At 61.6% G+C, this 16,030-nt stretch carries 13 protein-coding genes; 11 read left to right on the forward strand and 2 right to left on the reverse strand.

Annotated elements, in window-relative coordinates:
* Positions 1 to 168 precede the first annotated feature (168 nt).
* The 11 genes from hemA (at position 169) to trxA (ending at position 14,666) form a co-directional block, all read left to right on the forward strand.
* Complete coding sequence (hemA, locus tag POI8812_RS15640; RefSeq protein ID WP_108783534.1) at positions 169 to 1,386, forward strand: 5-aminolevulinate synthase; 1,218 nt, start codon at positions 169 to 171, stop codon at positions 1,384 to 1,386.
* Positions 1,387 to 1,526: 140 nt separating this feature from the next.
* Complete coding sequence (locus tag POI8812_RS15645; RefSeq protein ID WP_108783535.1) at positions 1,527 to 1,931, forward strand: c-type cytochrome; 405 nt, start codon at positions 1,527 to 1,529, stop codon at positions 1,929 to 1,931.
* Between the two features lie 11 nt (positions 1,932 to 1,942).
* Positions 1,943 to 2,329, forward strand: coding sequence for a methylglyoxal synthase (locus POI8812_RS15650; protein ID WP_108783536.1), 387 nt, complete (start codon positions 1,943 to 1,945; stop codon positions 2,327 to 2,329).
* Positions 2,322 to 3,749, forward strand: a complete 1,428-nt coding sequence (regB, locus tag POI8812_RS15655) for a sensor histidine kinase RegB (protein ID WP_108783537.1) — start codon at positions 2,322 to 2,324, stop codon at positions 3,747 to 3,749. The genes POI8812_RS15650 and regB overlap by 8 nt, the downstream gene beginning before the upstream one ends.
* Positions 3,750 to 3,807: 58 nt before the next feature.
* Positions 3,808 to 5,826 carry a PAS-domain containing protein gene (locus tag POI8812_RS15660; protein WP_108783538.1) on the forward strand — a complete coding sequence of 673 codons (2,019 nt, stop codon included), beginning with the start codon at positions 3,808 to 3,810 and terminating at the stop codon, positions 5,824 to 5,826.
* A gap of 49 nt (positions 5,827 to 5,875) precedes the next feature.
* Positions 5,876 to 6,373 carry a tRNA (adenosine(37)-N6)-threonylcarbamoyltransferase complex ATPase subunit type 1 TsaE gene (tsaE, locus tag POI8812_RS15665; protein ID WP_108783539.1) on the forward strand — a complete coding sequence of 166 codons (498 nt, stop codon included), beginning with the start codon at positions 5,876 to 5,878 and terminating at the stop codon, positions 6,371 to 6,373.
* Positions 6,357 to 7,343, forward strand: a complete 987-nt coding sequence (locus POI8812_RS15670) for an aminoglycoside phosphotransferase family protein (protein ID WP_108783540.1) — start codon at positions 6,357 to 6,359, stop codon at positions 7,341 to 7,343. The genes tsaE and POI8812_RS15670 overlap by 17 nt, the downstream gene beginning before the upstream one ends.
* Positions 7,340 to 8,041: a nucleotidyltransferase family protein gene (locus POI8812_RS15675; RefSeq protein ID WP_245895444.1), complete on the forward strand. Its 702-nt coding sequence runs from the start codon at positions 7,340 to 7,342 to the stop codon at positions 8,039 to 8,041. Before POI8812_RS15670 ends, POI8812_RS15675 begins: the two co-directional genes overlap by 4 nt.
* The gene (gene addB / locus POI8812_RS15680) at positions 8,034 to 10,979 is read left to right on the forward strand and encodes a double-strand break repair protein AddB (RefSeq protein WP_162844986.1); all 2,946 of its coding nucleotides are present in this window, start codon (positions 8,034 to 8,036) and stop codon (positions 10,977 to 10,979) included. Before POI8812_RS15675 ends, addB begins: the two co-directional genes overlap by 8 nt.
* Complete coding sequence (gene addA / locus POI8812_RS15685) at positions 10,976 to 14,290, forward strand: double-strand break repair helicase AddA (RefSeq protein ID WP_108783543.1); 3,315 nt, start codon at positions 10,976 to 10,978, stop codon at positions 14,288 to 14,290. The genes addB and addA overlap by 4 nt, the downstream gene beginning before the upstream one ends.
* Before the next feature lie 55 nt (positions 14,291 to 14,345).
* The gene (trxA, locus tag POI8812_RS15690) at positions 14,346 to 14,666 is read left to right on the forward strand and encodes a thioredoxin (protein ID WP_108783544.1); all 321 of its coding nucleotides are present in this window, start codon (positions 14,346 to 14,348) and stop codon (positions 14,664 to 14,666) included.
* Positions 14,667 to 14,741: 75 nt separating this feature from the next.
* On the opposite strand, the gene POI8812_RS15695 is transcribed toward trxA, so the two are convergent.
* Both POI8812_RS15695 and POI8812_RS15700 read right to left on the reverse strand, forming a co-directional pair.
* Positions 14,742 to 15,431, reverse strand: coding sequence for an EI24 domain-containing protein (locus tag POI8812_RS15695; protein WP_108783545.1), 690 nt, complete (start codon positions 15,429 to 15,431; stop codon positions 14,742 to 14,744).
* Positions 15,428 to 16,009, reverse strand: a complete 582-nt coding sequence (locus POI8812_RS15700; protein WP_108783546.1) for a nitroreductase family protein — start codon at positions 16,007 to 16,009, stop codon at positions 15,428 to 15,430. Before POI8812_RS15700 ends, POI8812_RS15695 begins: the two co-directional genes overlap by 4 nt.
* Positions 16,010 to 16,030: the final 21 nt, after the last annotated feature.

A 16,030-nucleotide genomic window follows, 5' to 3' on the forward strand; every position in this document is an offset into this window, starting at 1 on the left:
GTCGGTCACTTGATCCTGATCAAGTCGTGAAGTCTGGAATTGCTCTAAAACTTGACGCAAGCGTCTGGTTTGACGCAATGAACATTCAGACGTGCGGCGTTCGGGCGCTGGCCAAGCACTGGCCGATAGCCTAGATGAGCTGCAGACCGATCAGGGACGAGACGACGCATGGATTACGACGCGCTTTTTCGCACGCAGCTCGACGCACTGAAGACAGAGGGCAATTACCGTGTCTTCGCAGAGCTTGAGCGCTTTCGCGGGGCCTTCCCGCGGGCCAAGAACCACGGCGCTGGTGCGGAAGAAGTCACGGTCTGGTGCGGCAATGACTATCTGGGCATGGGCCAACACCCTGACGTGCTGGAAGCCATGCATGACGCGCTGGACAAATGCGGGGCAGGTGCGGGGGGCACGCGCAATATTTCGGGCACAAATCACTCGCATGTGCTGCTGGAGAACGAGCTTGCCGATCTGCATGGCAAGGATGCCGCGCTGCTCTTCACATCGGGCTATGTGTCGAACTGGGCGGCGCTGTCTACACTGGGCGCGCGTCTGCCTGGCTGCACGATCCTGAGCGATAGCTACAACCACGCCTCGATGATCGAAGGCATTCGTCATGCGCGCTGCGAAAAGCGCATCTGGGCGCATAATGATCCAGAGGATTTGGCACGCAAGCTGGCCGATCTTGATCCTGACGCGCCGAAGGTTGTTGCCTTTGAGTCCGTTTACTCGATGGATGGTGACATCGCCCCGATCGCTGAAATCTTAGACGTGTGCGAGCAGTACGGCGCGATGAGCTATCTGGACGAAGTTCATGCGGTGGGTTTGTACGGTCCGCGCGGTGGCGGGATCGCAGAGCGTGAAGGTCTGATGGACCGGGTGACGCTGATCGAAGGCACCTTGGGGAAGGCCTTTGGTGTCGTTGGCGGCTATATCACCGGCTCGACCGAGTTGGTCGATTTCATTCGTTCTTTTGCGAGCGGCTTCATCTTCACCACGGCCCTTCCGCCAGCGGTTGCGGCAGGTGCGGTTGCGTCCATCCAGACCCTCAAAGGGGCAGAAGGCACTGGCCTGCGTGCGCGCCAGCAACGTCAGGTCGCACGACTGCGGGCGAAGCTGGATCAGGCGGGTATTCCGCATCTCGACAATCCGTCTCACATCGTCCCCGTGATGGTGAAGGATCCGGTGAAATGTAAGATGCTGGCTGATTTCCTGATGGAGCGTCACGGCATTTATGTGCAGCCCATCAACTATCCCACGGTGCCGAAGGGAACCGAGCGTCTGCGCTTTACCCCTTCGCCGCTGCATGATGACGGCGATATTGATGCACTGGTTGGTGCGCTTCATTCCTTGTGGAGCCAGTGTGCGTTGGCTCGGGCTGTCGCCTGATCGCATTGATCGGGACGCTCTTCGAAAATTGATTGCGGTGCGGTGTGGTCCGATGGACGCATTGCGTGCGTATACCTATATTAATGATAACTAGGTCTGGCGCCTGCAAAGACGAAGGCGTCGCGCATGGGAGGACATCAATGTCTCGCAATCTCGTAATCGCTCTTTCTGCACTGGGTCTTGCCGCGACGACGGCACCTGTGATCGCGCAGGACGCCTCGACATTTCGGCAGTGCCAATCCTGCCACGTCGTGACCTCCCCCGATGGGACGAATATTGCGGGGCGCGGCCGCACAGGCCCCAATCTTTATGGCATCATCGGCCAGCAGGCCGGAACGGTTGATGGTTTCAACTATGGCCCGTCGCTGGTGGCGGCAGGGGAGCAAGGTCTTGTGTGGACGGAAGAAAACCTCGCGGCCTATATCGAAGACCCGACTGGCTTCCTGCGTGAATTCACCGGTGACAGCTCGGCACGCTCGCGCATGTCCTATCGCGCGCGCAGCGGACAGGCCGAAGTGGCAGCCTTTCTGGCTTCTGCGGGTTGAGCCCTTCGCCGATGCACGGGTCACCTTTGCGGGTGGCCCTCGTCGCACATGACGCGCGGAAGGATGCGCTGATCGAGTGGGCAGGCGGCCATCTCGATGCGCTTGAGCAATGTGAAATCTCGGCCACCGGTACGACCGGCGGTCGCTTGAAGGGCGCCTATCCAAAGCTGAATATCACAGCTTTGAAGAGTGGGCCGCTGGGTGGCGATCAACAGATCGGCGCGTTGATTGCGGAAGATCGGATGGACGCCATCATCTTTTTCATCGATCCGCTGTCACCCATGCCGCACGATGTTGATGTGAAGGCATTGACCCGCCTTGCGGTAGTCTATGATTTGCCGTTGGCCCATTCCCCACGGGCTGCGGATGTCTTGATGTGGGGCTTACGCCATGGCTGACATCCCGGCCTCGCCCGGGAGTGTCGCGGTCGCCGTACAAGAAGACGGGCTGCGACTGCGCACGGTCCTGAACCTGCGATGGCTCGCCATCGCGGGACAGGCGGCGGCGGTTCTGGTCGGGTGGCTGGCACTGGGCATGGACTTGCCCGTAATTGCCTGCTTTGCACTGATCCTGCTTTCGGTCTCGCTCAACGGTCTTGCCGCGATCGTATTGCCTGAGACGCTGCGGCTGTCGTCGCGATACACCACGGGTGTCATGCTGTTCGACCTTGTCCAACTGGCGCTTTTGTTGTTGCTGACAGGCGGACTGACCAACCCGTTTTCGATCTTGATCGTCGGCCCAGTGATGATTGCGGCCACGGCGCTGCCGTTTCGTATCACAGCAATGCTGGGGCTGGTCGCCGTATTCCTTAGTTCGATCTTGCTGGTTTGGTACATTCCGCTGCGCATGGCGGATGGAACGGTGCTGTCGCTTCCAGATGTCTATCTGTTTGGCATGTGGCTGTCGTTGACCATCGCGGTCGGTTTCTTCGGGATTTACGCAGCGCGTGTCAGTTCGGACACGGCCGCAATGTCGGACGCGTTGATCGCGACGCAGAGCGCTTTGGCGCGGGAACAGCAGCTCGCGGCGCTTGGGGGCGTGGTGGCGGCTGCGGCGCATGAGTTGGGCACGCCGCTGGCCACCATCAAGCTTGCCGCGAGCGAGTTGGTTGACGAGCTGGATCGTGACACGTTCGATCCAGCCCTGGCGGACGATGCGCGCCTGATCCGCGACCAAGCGGACCGATGCCGCACGATCCTTGCAGAAATGGGCAAGGCAGGACGTGAGGATCTGCATCTGCGCCACGTCCCGATCTATACTTTGATCGACGAAGCTGCTGCACCGCATCGGGATCGCGGTCCGCGCGTCTGGCTGCGGCTTGAGGGCGATGCGGATGGAAGCGACAATCCCAATCAGCCCGTCATGCGTCGGTCCCCCGAAATCATCCACGGATTGCGCAATCTGATCCAGAATGGTGTGGATTTTGCGCAGGGCCATGTCTGGGTCGACGTCACCTGGGATACGGACATTGTGCGCATTGTGGTCGGGGACGATGGACCCGGCTATGCCCCTGATCTGCTGCGCCGTATCGGAGAACCCTTTGTCGGTCGGCGCCGTCGACAGATCCGCCGTGGGGAATATGAGGGGATGGGCCTGGGCCTTTTCATCGCGAAGGCCTTGCTTGAGCGATCTGGCGCACGGCTTACCTTTGCAAATGGCAGCGAGCAGGGGCGCGCCCGGCGTGATTTGGGTACGCCCGATTTTGCCCGTCCACCCGGCGCGACGGTGGAGGTTGTCTGGCCGCGCGCACGGGTCGCCCCTCTTGATGATCCCAGCCGTCACGGGCTGGCGCGCAATCCTCTCAATCCAACATCTTAACACGGCGTTAACCTTTTCCGGGCCAGCGTGAACAGCGCTATTGGAAGGAAATGAGAATATGGAAGCCGTCATGAGTCTTGCCGGCCAGCAGTTGCTTGCCCTGAGTGCTTCTGGGTTGGCCATGCTGTTGTTGTCCGTTTGTGTTGTGCTGAGCCTGCGAGGTCAGAAGCGGCCGCGCGAGCAGTCTGATCCGCAAGGCGTTTGTGGTGTGCGCGAGGCGGTTATCATTATTCGCGCCGGTCAGGCCGAGGCGCTGAACGAGGTTGCGCGTAAAGCGCTGGGGGCTGCGTCCTGTACGGCCCGTGACCTTGCACAAGCGCTTCTGTTGAGCGACGGGCCGGGTTTCGACGCCTTCATCCGCGACAGTGTCGATCCGGGGCGGGCCCCGGCCGGACCGCGACAATTTCCCACCAAAGATGACAGGGTCTTGGACATTCGCGCTGACCCTGATGGGTGGCAGGTTCGCCTGTCTGTTCTTGATGTGACGCGGACCGCTGCAAGAGAGCAGCTCGCCGTCGTGCAGGCGCAACGCTTCCGCGACGCCTTTGACCGCGTGTCGGATCTGGCTCGTCGTGCGCCGGTACTGCAATGGCGGCAGGCCGCGGACGGGAGGGTCATTTGGTCGAACGTCGATGCTTTCGCGCGGCTTGGGTGGGAGGAAAGCCTACTCGCCCGGCTGATGGCATTGCCCTGTGATCGCGATGCGGAGGGCATCGCGCACGCCTTTCAGAAACGGGTCAGCTTGGACGATACGAACCATCCTGATGGCAAAGTCTGGTTCGAGGTCACCCATGTGCCGGACATGCAGGACGAGGTGTTGAGCTATGCGGTGCCTGCGCAGAAGGTTGTTGATGCCGAAAACAGCCTCTCCCGCTTTGTCGAAACACTGACGGAGACGTTCGCCCATCTGCCCACTGGATTGGCGATTTTCGATCGCAATCGCGAGCTGGGGCTTTTCAATCCGGCGCTGTCACACCTCTTGGGCCTCGATCCCGCGTGGATGGCAGCGCGCCCCAGTCTGGCGGTCGTGCTCAACACTTTGAGGGAGCGACGCGCGATCCCCGATCAGAGCGACTTCCGCAGCTGGCGCGATGCGCTTTTACATTTGGGAACACCGGGGCATCCCGATCACTATGAAGAGGAATGGCTGCAGCCCTCGGGCCGAACCCTTCGCGTGGTGGCGCGGCCCCACCCTCATGGGGCGATGGCCCTTCTGGTCGTCGATATCACCACGGATCTTGAGTTGGAGCGACAGTTTCGCGCCCGAAGTGACATGCGTGATGCGGTGCTCGAACTGGATGGAACCCCGCGTGTCATCATCGACATGGATGGGACAGTTCGCTATGCGGCGCCGGAGGTTGAGCGCTTTTCGCAAGAAGCATTGGAACAGGCCTTGCCGCCCCGTTTTGCGGCGTTTCTGGACCGGCTCAATGAGCGGTTTGTTCAGGATGCGTCTCTCGATGTGGCACGGATGACCCGATTCATCTCAAGGGCCGGTAAGGTGGATACGGTCCTGTTTGCGCCATTGCGGACCGATGTGGTGATGAAGCTGCAAAAGCTGCGCGGCGGTGCGACGTTGGCGACGTTCCGCGGACCCCTTGTAGATGCATCAATGCCGTCCAGCTGTGGTGGAGCGGGCGCGGGCGAGGTTTTGCAGGATGTGCTGAGGCAGAACGATCACCTCTTCGATTTGATTGTTCTCGCCCCCCCACTGATCAGCGACGATTTTTCGGCCCTTAGCTGCGAAAGGCCGGACCTTATGCGTCGGGTTGTTTTCAACATGTTGCTCAGCATGAGTGAAATTGGACGGAACCGCGGGACGATGCAGCTGGCCGCGGACCGCCTTGATGATCAGGTGGTGCTATCTGTGCAGCTCGTTCTGGCGACCCGAGACAACGATGTAATCGGACTTGAGGGGTTGCTGCCCGTAACCTTGCTTCGCCGCTATGTCGATGCCGAAGGTGGAACGGTCGAGCTGACCACCGAAGGCGGTGCGGGCATGCGTGTGTTGCTACCATTGACCACCCTTCAACCGGTGGACAGCGCGGTGGTTCCCGCGATTTCTGCCGCAGGATAGAGGGGCAAGCCGACTTTCACCGCGCAGGTTGCTCTGCTAGGTGTTGGGTATGACTAATCCCCCTGATGTAACTTACGAATTGGCGGATGCGGATGCGACCTCAAGCGTCGCCTCTGCCCTCGCAGCAGTGTTGGGGCCGGGCGATGTTGTGTTGCTCAATGGGCCTGTTGGCGCGGGGAAAAGCCATTTCGCACGAGCCGCCATTCGGTCGCAGACCCACGACGGGCAAGAGGTGCCGTCCCCGACCTTCACACTGGTGCAGGACTATACCGGGCGGAACGGTCCGATCTGGCACATGGATCTTTATCGTCTGGGCGATTCTGGTGAGTTGGTCGAGCTCGGTCTCGACGATGCAATGCAGGATGCGATCTGCCTGATCGAATGGCCTGAGCGTCTGGGCGAATTGCGACCCGAGCGGGTGCTGGACATCACCCTGATACCCCATGAGGATGCGGCTGATCGGCGGACGATGGTTGTTCAGGCAATCGGGCCGGCCTGGACACAAGCGCTAAAGGCGCTGGAGGATGTGAATGTCCCGACAGGATGAACTGGCCTCGTTTCTCGCTGCCAGCGGCTATGGGGATCGCGATGTCACGCTGCTGGCGGGGGATGCATCGAACCGGCAGTATTTTAGGCTATCGGGGCAGCCGCCATTGGTCGTGATGGATGCGCCTCCTGAAAAGGGCGAGGATGTGCGCCCGTTCGTGCAGATGACAGACTATCTGAGAGGTCTGGGATATAGCGCCCCTGCCATACCCGCACAGGATGAAAAGCGCGGGTTCTTGGTGCTCGAAGACTTGGGTGACGACCTTTACGCGCGTGTGGTTGAGCAAATTGGGGAGCAAGCGCTTTACTGCGCGGCCGTCGATCTGTTGGTCGACCTGCACCAGCGCACCTCCGCGCCGGATTTGGCACCTTACGATTGGACGGTCTACGCGCGCGAGCTGCGATTGCTGACTGAATGGTATCTGCCAGCGGCAGGCGCCCCCGTGTCGGATGCAGCGGAACGCGCCTTTTTGGAACTGTTTGAAGATCTTTGTGCGCCGCTGGCGACGGAGGTCACTGTCTTGCGGGACTATCACGCAGAGAACCTGCTCTGGCTTGGGGAGCGTCCGGGGTTAGGAGCTGTTGGTCTGCTCGACTATCAAGACGCGCTGATCGGGCATCGCGCCTATGATCTTGTTTCGCTGCTCGAAGATGCCCGGCGGGATGTGTCAGAACCTGTTCAGAAGGCAATGCTCGACCGCTATATCATGGCGACAGGAGTGGAGGCCGACGCGTTCCGGCGTGAGTATGCGATCTTGGGCGCACAGCGAAACATCAAGATCCTTGGTATTTTTGCCCGCCTTTGCAGGCGTGACGGCAAGCCCGGCTATGTTGACCTGATGCCCCGTGTGTGGGCGCATTTGCAGCGCGATCTCGCCCATCCCGCGCTTGCTCCGCTACGCACCTGGGTTGCGGCAAATGTGCCAGCGCCGACGGCTGAAGTTCGCGGTCAAATGGTGGCGCGGTCGTGAGCTTCCCGTCGCAGGCCATGGTCTTTGCCGCCGGTTTCGGCACGCGCATGGGAGCGTTGACCGCAAATCGTCCGAAACCACTGCTAGAGGTGAAGGGTATATCGTTGCTGCAACGTGCCATTGATCAGCTGCGTCGGGCGGGCGTGACGCGCATTGTGGTAAACACCCACTATCATGCGGATCAGGTCGAAGCGGCGGTCGGCGATGATGTTACCCTGTCGTATGAGCCTGAAATTCTGGAAACGGGGGGCGGGTTGCAGGCGGCATTGCGCCACTTCGATCCGGGGCCGGTCCTGACCGCCAATCCAGATGCGCTGTGGGCACCGGGCGCAGATGCATGGGGGACGTTGTCAAAGGCGTGGGATCCCGCGCGGGCGGATGCCTGCCTTTTGCTGGTGCCACGATCGCGGGCGCAGGGTTCGGTGAGCGCGGGGGATTTCTTTTTAGAGCCCGACGGCCAGTTGACGCGCCGTGGAGCGCAGGATCACGCCCCCTTTATCTATAGTGGTTTGCAGGTGCTGAACCCTGCAATGCTGACACAGATGGAGCGGGGGCCTTTTTCCCTCAATGTTCTTTGGAACCGCTTTGCCATGGATGGCAGATTGTCTGGAACGGTTCTGGACGCGGATTGGGTTGATGTCGGCAGGCCGGAGGGACTCGAACTGGCAAACCGGATGATGGACGATGCCGATGTTTGAGCCGCAGGATGGGCCCCGCTTGTTTCATCTGCCGCCCGGTTGCGATTTTGCGGGACGCTTCCTTGACGGGTTGGCCAAGCGGCTTGCGCCGCTCGGTCCGATTCAGCGGGCGCGGGTCCGGGTGATTGTCAACACCCGGCGGGCGGCGCGGGTGCTTGAGGACCGGATGGTGCGCGATGCACGTTTTGATGGTTTGTTGCCCCGTATCGAGGTTTTGGGCGACCTTGCTGACCGATCCGCGCAACCTGCCGCGATCCCCGATGTCAGACGCATGTTCTGGCTTGCCCGGCTGGTCGATGGGTTGTTGCGGGCGGAACCGGATCTTGCCCCCCGCTCGGCTCGGTTCGATCTGGCGCGCGCTTTGGGTGGCCTGCTCGACGAGTTGCAGGAGGCCGGGCTGTCGCCGGAGGAGTTGAGCGCCCTCGATGTTGCAGGTCTGGCCGAGCATTGGCAAACCTCTTTGCGCTTTGTCGATCTGCTGGTGCGGGCCTGGCCCGAGATGCGGGCGCAGGAAGAGGCCGGCATGCTGGATGCAGCAGAGCGGACGCGGCTGGCTCAGATTGCCTTGCTCGATCAGTGGAGAGAGACCCCGCCCAAGGACCCGATCATCATAGCAGGATCCACCGGAAGTCGTGTGGGTACGCAGGCTTTGATGCGCGCAGTCGCGCAACTGCCGCAGGGCGCTGTCGTTTTGCCGGGATATGATGCGCATCTGCCGGATCGGATTGTCGCAGACCGGAAAATTGCCGCCGATCATCCGCAGTTCGGATTGCGGCAAGTGATCAATCAGCTGGACGTGACGCAGCCGCAGCTTTGGGCCGCTTCAGTCGAGGACAATGCGCGCCAGCGCCTTGTCTCTGTCGCATTGCGTCCTGCGCCCGTGACAGATGAGTGGCTTGCACTGGCGCCCTCGCTCCAGCCGGAAATTGCCACTGCATTGAACGGGTTCAGCTGGCTTGATGCACCCGGTCCACGGGAAGAAGCCGAGGCGATCGCCTTTGCCATGCGCGAGGCGGTGGAGCAGGGACACACTGTCGCCCTCGTCACACCGGACCGGAGCGTGTCGCGTCGTGTCGCCTCCGCTCTCGACCGGTGGCGCATTGTCCCGGATGACAGTGCGGGGCGTCCGCTGCACCTGACACCACCGGGCGTTCTGATGCGGTTGCTGGGGCGGCATCTGGGTCAAGAGATGACACCTTCGGGGCTGATCGAACTGCTCAAGCACCCACTGGTCGGGGGCGATGGAAAGACCCGCAACGCCCATCTGCGCCGCGTGGGCGGTCTGCAGACTGACAGGGATGTGTTGGCGACAGCGACGGTTGATTGGGCGTTGCTGCGTGAGTGGGCCGGTGCGCGGCGGGATGCTGAGACGCGCGATTGGGTCGGCTGGTTGCAGACGGCGCTTGCGCCCTTGGCCGAAGGTGGAGCGGGCGATTGTGCGGCCGGGCTGGATGCATTGCGGGCCACGGCCGAGGCGTTGAGCCTGCCTTACGATAATGGCTCCTCGCCTTTGTGGCAGGAACGGGCGGGCGAAGAAGCACTGCGCAGTTTCGAAGCTGTCCGCACCGCGTGCGAGATGGCCGGTCCGATGTCGGACGCAGAGATCGCGTCTGTGCTGGAGGCGGAGTTCAGCACAACCCCCGTACGTGAAGAGGGCTTTCTGGCCCGGCCCGGGGTCTCGATTCTCGGCGCGCTCGAAGCGCGGATGCAGCACGCGGATCTCATCATTCTGGGGGGGCTGAACGAGGCCACATGGCCCGCACGTCCGTCCCCCGATCCGTGGATGAACCGGGAGATGCGCGCCCGCCTCGGCCTGCCCTTGCCAGAGCGTGAAATCGGCCTTGCCGCACATGATTTTCAGATGGCGGCCACGGCACCGGATGTGTTGGTCACGCGGTCTGTCCGGGTTGACGGGGCGCCAACAGTGGCGAGCCGTTGGCTGATCCGGCTTGAGAATTTGGTGAAGGGATTGGGCCCGTCGGGTGAGCATGCGCTGTCATCCGCGCGTGCACGCGGGGCGCGGCTTCTGGGTGAAGCCCACGCGCTGGACCGGCCCACGCAACCCTGGCCCGTCCCGGCGCGCCGCGAAGCCCCTGCGCCACCGTTCAAAGCCCGCCCGCGGGAGTTGGCGGTCACACGGGTCGAAGCGCTGATCCGCGATCCCTATGCCATCTATGCCCAAAAGGTTCTGGGCCTCTATCCGTTGAGCGGTGCGGGGCAGGAGGCTGATGCGAGGCTGCGCGGCACGGTGCTTCACAAGATCATGGAACGTTGGGCCGAATGGGTGAAGCAGAACCCTGCAGGTGATGCGCGCGCGGCGCTGGAAGAGATCTCGCTCTGCATGCACGCGGCGTTGGTACCATGGGCCACTGCACAAGTGTTGTGGCACGCGCGCCTCATGCAAATCGCTGACCCGCTCTGCGAACATGAATTGGCCCGGCAATCTGATGCTCATCCAATTCGCTATGAAATCGAAGGCCGGTGGACATTTGATGACATCAATTTCACGCTGACGGCCCGGGCGGATCGGTTCGATCTGACGGACGATCAGCGGTACCGGATCTATGATTACAAAAGCGGCGATCCACCCTCCGAAAAGCAGATCGCAGCCTTTGCCCAGCAATTGCCGCTAACAAAATTGATCGCTGAAAGGGGTGGATTCACGGGGATCGGCAGACGGCCTGTCGCGCAGGTTGCCTATCTGGGTCTGAACCGGGCGACGAAAATTGTTGCTTTAGACGATGGTAGCCCAGAGTTGGCTGAGGTCGCCGCGCGCTTTCCCGCGCTCATCCATGCCTATGACGATCCGGCCAAGGGTTACTCTCCACGCAGCCGTCCCGCCTTCATGAAGGACTATGAGACGACCTACGATCTGGTGTCGCGCTATGGGGAATGGGGTGACGAGGTTGAGGCGGTCACGGTGGAGGTTGGCCGATGAGCGTTCAATCCGCCGCGACGGCGCAAAACCGCGCGTCCTTCCCCTTCGGCTCGGCTTGGGTTGGTGCGAATGCCGGTTCGGGAAAGACACGTGTTCTGACGGATCGCGTGGCCCGGCTGTTGCTGCATGGGGCAGACCCGCAGAGCATCCTCTGCCTGACCTACACCAAAGCAGCCGCTGCCGAGATGAAGAACCGACTGTTCGCCCGTTTGGGCGAATGGTCGATGTTGGACGATGAAGCTTTGTCGGACGCGCTGCACGCGCTGGGCGAAGACCAGCAGGTGCATGTAGAAGGCCTTGCCAACGCGCGCCGTCTGTTTGCGGCTGCATTGGAGACACCGGGTGAGCTGAAAATCCAGACGATCCACGCCTTTTGTGCGGCGGTACTGCGGCGTTTCCCGCTGGAGGCGCGCGTGAGCCCGCAGTTTCGCGAAATGGACAGTCGTCAGGAAGCAGAGTTGCGCGAAACTGTCTTGAGCGCATTGGCGACGCAGGCGGAGGGGAGCTTCACCGCTTTGGCCGCTCATCTGCCCGGGGACGGCCCTGAAGCACTGCTGGCCGCTATCAGATCAGAGCGGGCGGCCTTTCGTCGTCGCTATGACCGGGATGCGTTGATCGCAGCCTTCGAGAGCGGCGGTGGCAATGGTGGGCCGCTGATTGGGCCCGAAGAGGTGACGCTGTTGGAGCGTCTGGCAGATGCGTTGCAGGCCGTTGGGTCGCCGGCGGAACAGAAGACCGCTCTGCCCAAGGTCAGGGCGATTTTGTGCGCATCGACACCGGAGCGCGCGGACCGATTGGCAGAGTCGGTGTTGTTGTTTGAAAAGAAGACAGACAAGCGCGACTACCTGACGAAACGAGACAAGTTTGCCAATAAGGGTACGATGGCCTCACTGGATGCCCGCGATATCGCCGCGATCAATGATCTTTGCGATGCGGTGGAGGCGGCACGGGCCGAACGTATCGCGCGGCTGACGCTGGCGCGGACTGATGCGCTTCACGCCTTCGCTCAAGACTATATCGCAGCCTATGAGGGCGAGAAGGACGCGCGGGGTCTGCTCGACTTTGACGATCTGATCGAAAAAGTGCTCAAGCTCGTGGATGAGGATCAGGGCGGTGCCGCGGCCTGGGTGCTCTACAAGCTGGATGGCGGGATCGAGCATGTGCTCGTCGATGAGGCGCAAGACACCTCACCGCTGCAATGGCAGGTGATCCGGGCGCTGACAGGGGATTTCTTCGCGGGCGAAAGCACGCGCGACCGACCGCGGACCATTTTTGTCGTCGGCGATGAGAAACAGTCGATCTATTCATTCCAGGGGGCAGAACCGCGGGCCTTTGGTGAAATGCGGGCAGCTTATGGTTCTCAAATCGCCCAGAGCGGTGCGAAACTGGCCGAAGTGGAAATGGCCTATTCCTTTCGCTCTGCCACGCCTGTCTTGGCGCTGACTGATAAGGTGTTCGACGTCGCCGGTCGTGGCGCGGTGAGCGGCCCCGTTACCCATCTGCCGACCGATCCTGACAAACCCGGACGTGTCGACCTGTGGACCTGGCGAGAGAAGCAGGAGGCGGAAGAAGCCCCCCCCTGGTGGACCCCGCTGGACGCCCCCTCGGACGAGCGGGCAGACCTCGCCCTTGCTCGGGACATAGCGGCAGAGATTGCGCGGATGATCCGCGAGCGTGATCCATTGCCGCGAGGCGACCATGTTCGGCCGGTGCAGGCAGATGACATTCTGATCCTCGTCCAGCGTCGCAGTGTCCTGTTTCACGCGTTGATCCGTGAGTTGAAGGCGGCCGGTGTCGCCGTGTCCGGTGCTGATCGCATGAAGCTGGGGGAAGAGCTTGCCGTGCGGGACCTGATGGCGCTGATGCAATGGGTCACGACGCCTGAGGACGATCTTGCATTGGCCGGGGTGCTGCGGTCCCCGCTCTTTGGGATGGATGAAGATACGTTGTTCCGCATCGCGCATGGGCGCAAAGGCGCGCTGCTGATCCAGCAGTTACAAGAGGTCCCCGCGCTCAAGCCAATTGACGACGTTTTGCAAGATCTGCGCGGGCAGTCCGACTTCCTGAGGCCTTTCGAGTTTCTGTCGCGCGTGCTGGTGCGCCATGATGGGCGGCGCAAGATCTTGAAGCGTCTGGGGCAGGAAGCGATCGACGGGGTGGATGAATTGCTGGCGCAGGCCATTGCATATGAGGCGACCGAGCCTCCGACGCTTACAGGTTTTCTGGAGTGGTTTGCCAGCGACGAGACTGAGGTGAAGCGTGAACTCTCCGATGGTCAGGGTGAGGTCCGTGTCATGACGGTTCACGGGGCCAAGGGTCTGGAAGCGCCGATCGTGTTTCTGCCTGACACTGCAAAGCGGCAAGGCAATCAGGCGGAACCGCTCTCAAATGTTGCGGACACGCCCGTGTGGGCCGGGTCTGAGCGGCCAGATGCCGTGAACGCCGCGCGCGAACTGGCCGCTGAAAAACGCAAGCGGGAAAGTGAGCGCCTGCTCTATGTTGCGCTGACGCGCGCGGAACATCACCTGATCATCGCGGGTGCCGGTGATGCCCGGCTGCGCAAAGGCGGCTGGTATGAAATGGTCGAGACGGCTTTTGCGGAGATGGAGCATCAGGTTCGTCCCTTCGGCTTGTCGCTGTCGCACCATTGGCCAGACGACGGCCCGGCGGGCCAGTTGGAGCAAGTCGATCAGGCCGACGTCGCGCCCAGCTTGATGCATCCGCCTGTTCCCCCAGCGCAATCTCGGGCCCTGCTTTCGCCTTCTGCGCTTGGCGGGGCCCATGCACTCCCCGGTGAGGGCGATTCCTCAGAGCTGGCCATGGCGCGCGGTACCGCGATCCATAGCTTGCTTGAGACGCTGCCCACATTGCCCCGGTCCCGCTGGGACGAGATGGGGGCCACGCTTGCGACGGACATGCCCGAGCTTCTTGCAGAGGCGATTGCCGTGCTGGATGCACATCCAGACGTGTTCGGCCCAGATACGCTGGCTGAGATCGCCGTCGCCGGAGAGATTGCGGGACACCGGGTGAGCGGGCGCATCGACCGGATTGCTCCGCGCGCCGATGGCTCTGTGTTGATCGTCGATTTCAAATCCAATCGCGTGGTGCCCGATAGCCCGGAGACCGTACCAGAGGCCGTTTTGCGCCAGCTTGGTGCCTATCACGCAGCTCTTGCGCCAAGGTTCGCCCCTGCCAAGCTTGAGGTTGCGGTCCTGTGGACTGCAACTGCGACCTTGATGAAGGTGCCGCACGCCCTTGTGAACGCGGCCTTGGGCCGAGCCTCTCTTGACCCTTCGGGGGCCGCTCCCTAGGTTTGGCCCCTGACGCGATATTGCGCACATCATATTGCTTGAAAGGAGCCAGGTTATGGCCACCGTCAAAGTCACCGATGACAGCTTTGAGGCTGACGTTCTGAAGTCCGACATTCCGGTCGTGGTTGATTTCTGGGCCGAATGGTGCGGCCCGTGTAAGCAGATCGGCCCGGCGCTCGAAGAGCTTGCGGATGCCTATGAAGGGCGCGTGAAGATCGCCAAGGTCAACGTGGACGAAAACCCCAACTCCCCGGCTCAGCTGGGTGTGCGTGGTATCCCGGCATTGTTCCTGTTCAAGGACGGTGCTGTTGTCTCGAACAAGACAGGCGCGGCACCGAAAGCAGCCCTGCAAGGTTGGATTGAAGAGAACACTTAAGCGATCTTTTTAAATCGCTTACTTTTGCAGACATTTCAGACGCCCCGGCCAGCACTGCCGGGGCGTTTTGCGTCTTCAGTCCACCGCCACGCGCCCGCGCAACTGGTGGAAGAGATGCGTGTAGGCGGCAACGCCGACAAAGGGAATGATGAGGTTCAGGATGGGAATCGATAGTGGCACCGCCATTGCGATGCCCATAACCCAGATCCGGCCCTTGTTCGCCTTGCGCAGCGCCACGGCCTCTCTCTTCGGCAGGCGGCGCAGTGCGACGAGATGAAAATATTCGCGGCCCAGAAGATATCCGTTCACGATGTAGAAGATGAACGGTGCGAGCGGCGCAACAAAGATGTAGATGATCAATGCGGCGAGGTTCGCGGCCACGAGAATCCCGAAGAATTGCAGGGAGTCGATGATCGCAGCCGGGACACTGAGCTTATTGGCCTTTGGCAGCGACGGATAATACCGATCCTCGACGGCGCCCGCGATATCTTCGAGGAAGAACCCGATACAGATCGAGGCAACCGGGATCATCAGGAAGACCGAGGCGAGCAGCATCGCGCCAATCGCCAGCCCGGTCAGCCAGCCGGAGGGGTCAACCTCTCCAATCCAGGGTAAGGTGAACGGGTCGACGCCTGAAACCGTCCAGCCTACCAGGGTAAACAGCGCCACAAGGACTGCAATTGTCAGCAGGATGGCCTTGATCAGGACGCCGCGAAAGCGGGGGTCGCCCAATTGATCCAGGGCGCGAAGAATGGCGGTGTTCATGCGGTGATCCAATTGGTGATCGCGGAAAGGTCGGGGCGCGGCCGTTCGGGCGCGCGCTGGCTGGCAGCGCCGATGTGGATGAAACCAGCCACGAAGTCCGGGTCCGACAGATCCAGCGCTTCATGTAGCCAAGCCCGATCATAGGCCATCCAGCCGGTCAGCCAGCTGGCCCCCCATCCGCTGGCAAGTGCCGCATTGACCAAGCTCAGGCAAACGGCTCCGGCACTCAGATGTTGTTCGACGACGGGGACTTTTGCACCGGGAACTTCACGGGTTGTCACCGCGACGACGACAGGGCTGTTCTCAAAACTGTCCGCATCTTTGGCCAATTTGTCCGGCGCATGGCCCAGATCCTTACCCCTGCGGCGCGTGATGGCGGCCAGGCGCTCAAGAGCTGCGCCCTCCAACACGGTAAGCCGCCAAGGTTCTAACTTTCCGTGGTCGGGAACGCGCACGGCCATGCCCAACAGGTTTTCGAGCGCCGGGCGGGATGGGCCGGGTCCTGCCAGTAAACGCGCAGGAGAGGATCGTCTCGTGCTCAGAAAGTCGAGAACATCGGGGCGGACGGGCAGGGTCATACGGGCTGGGGTCCTTCGCAA

The organism is Pontivivens insulae (genome assembly GCF_900302495.1).
Taxonomy (GTDB): domain Bacteria; phylum Pseudomonadota; class Alphaproteobacteria; order Rhodobacterales; family Rhodobacteraceae; genus Pontivivens; species Pontivivens insulae.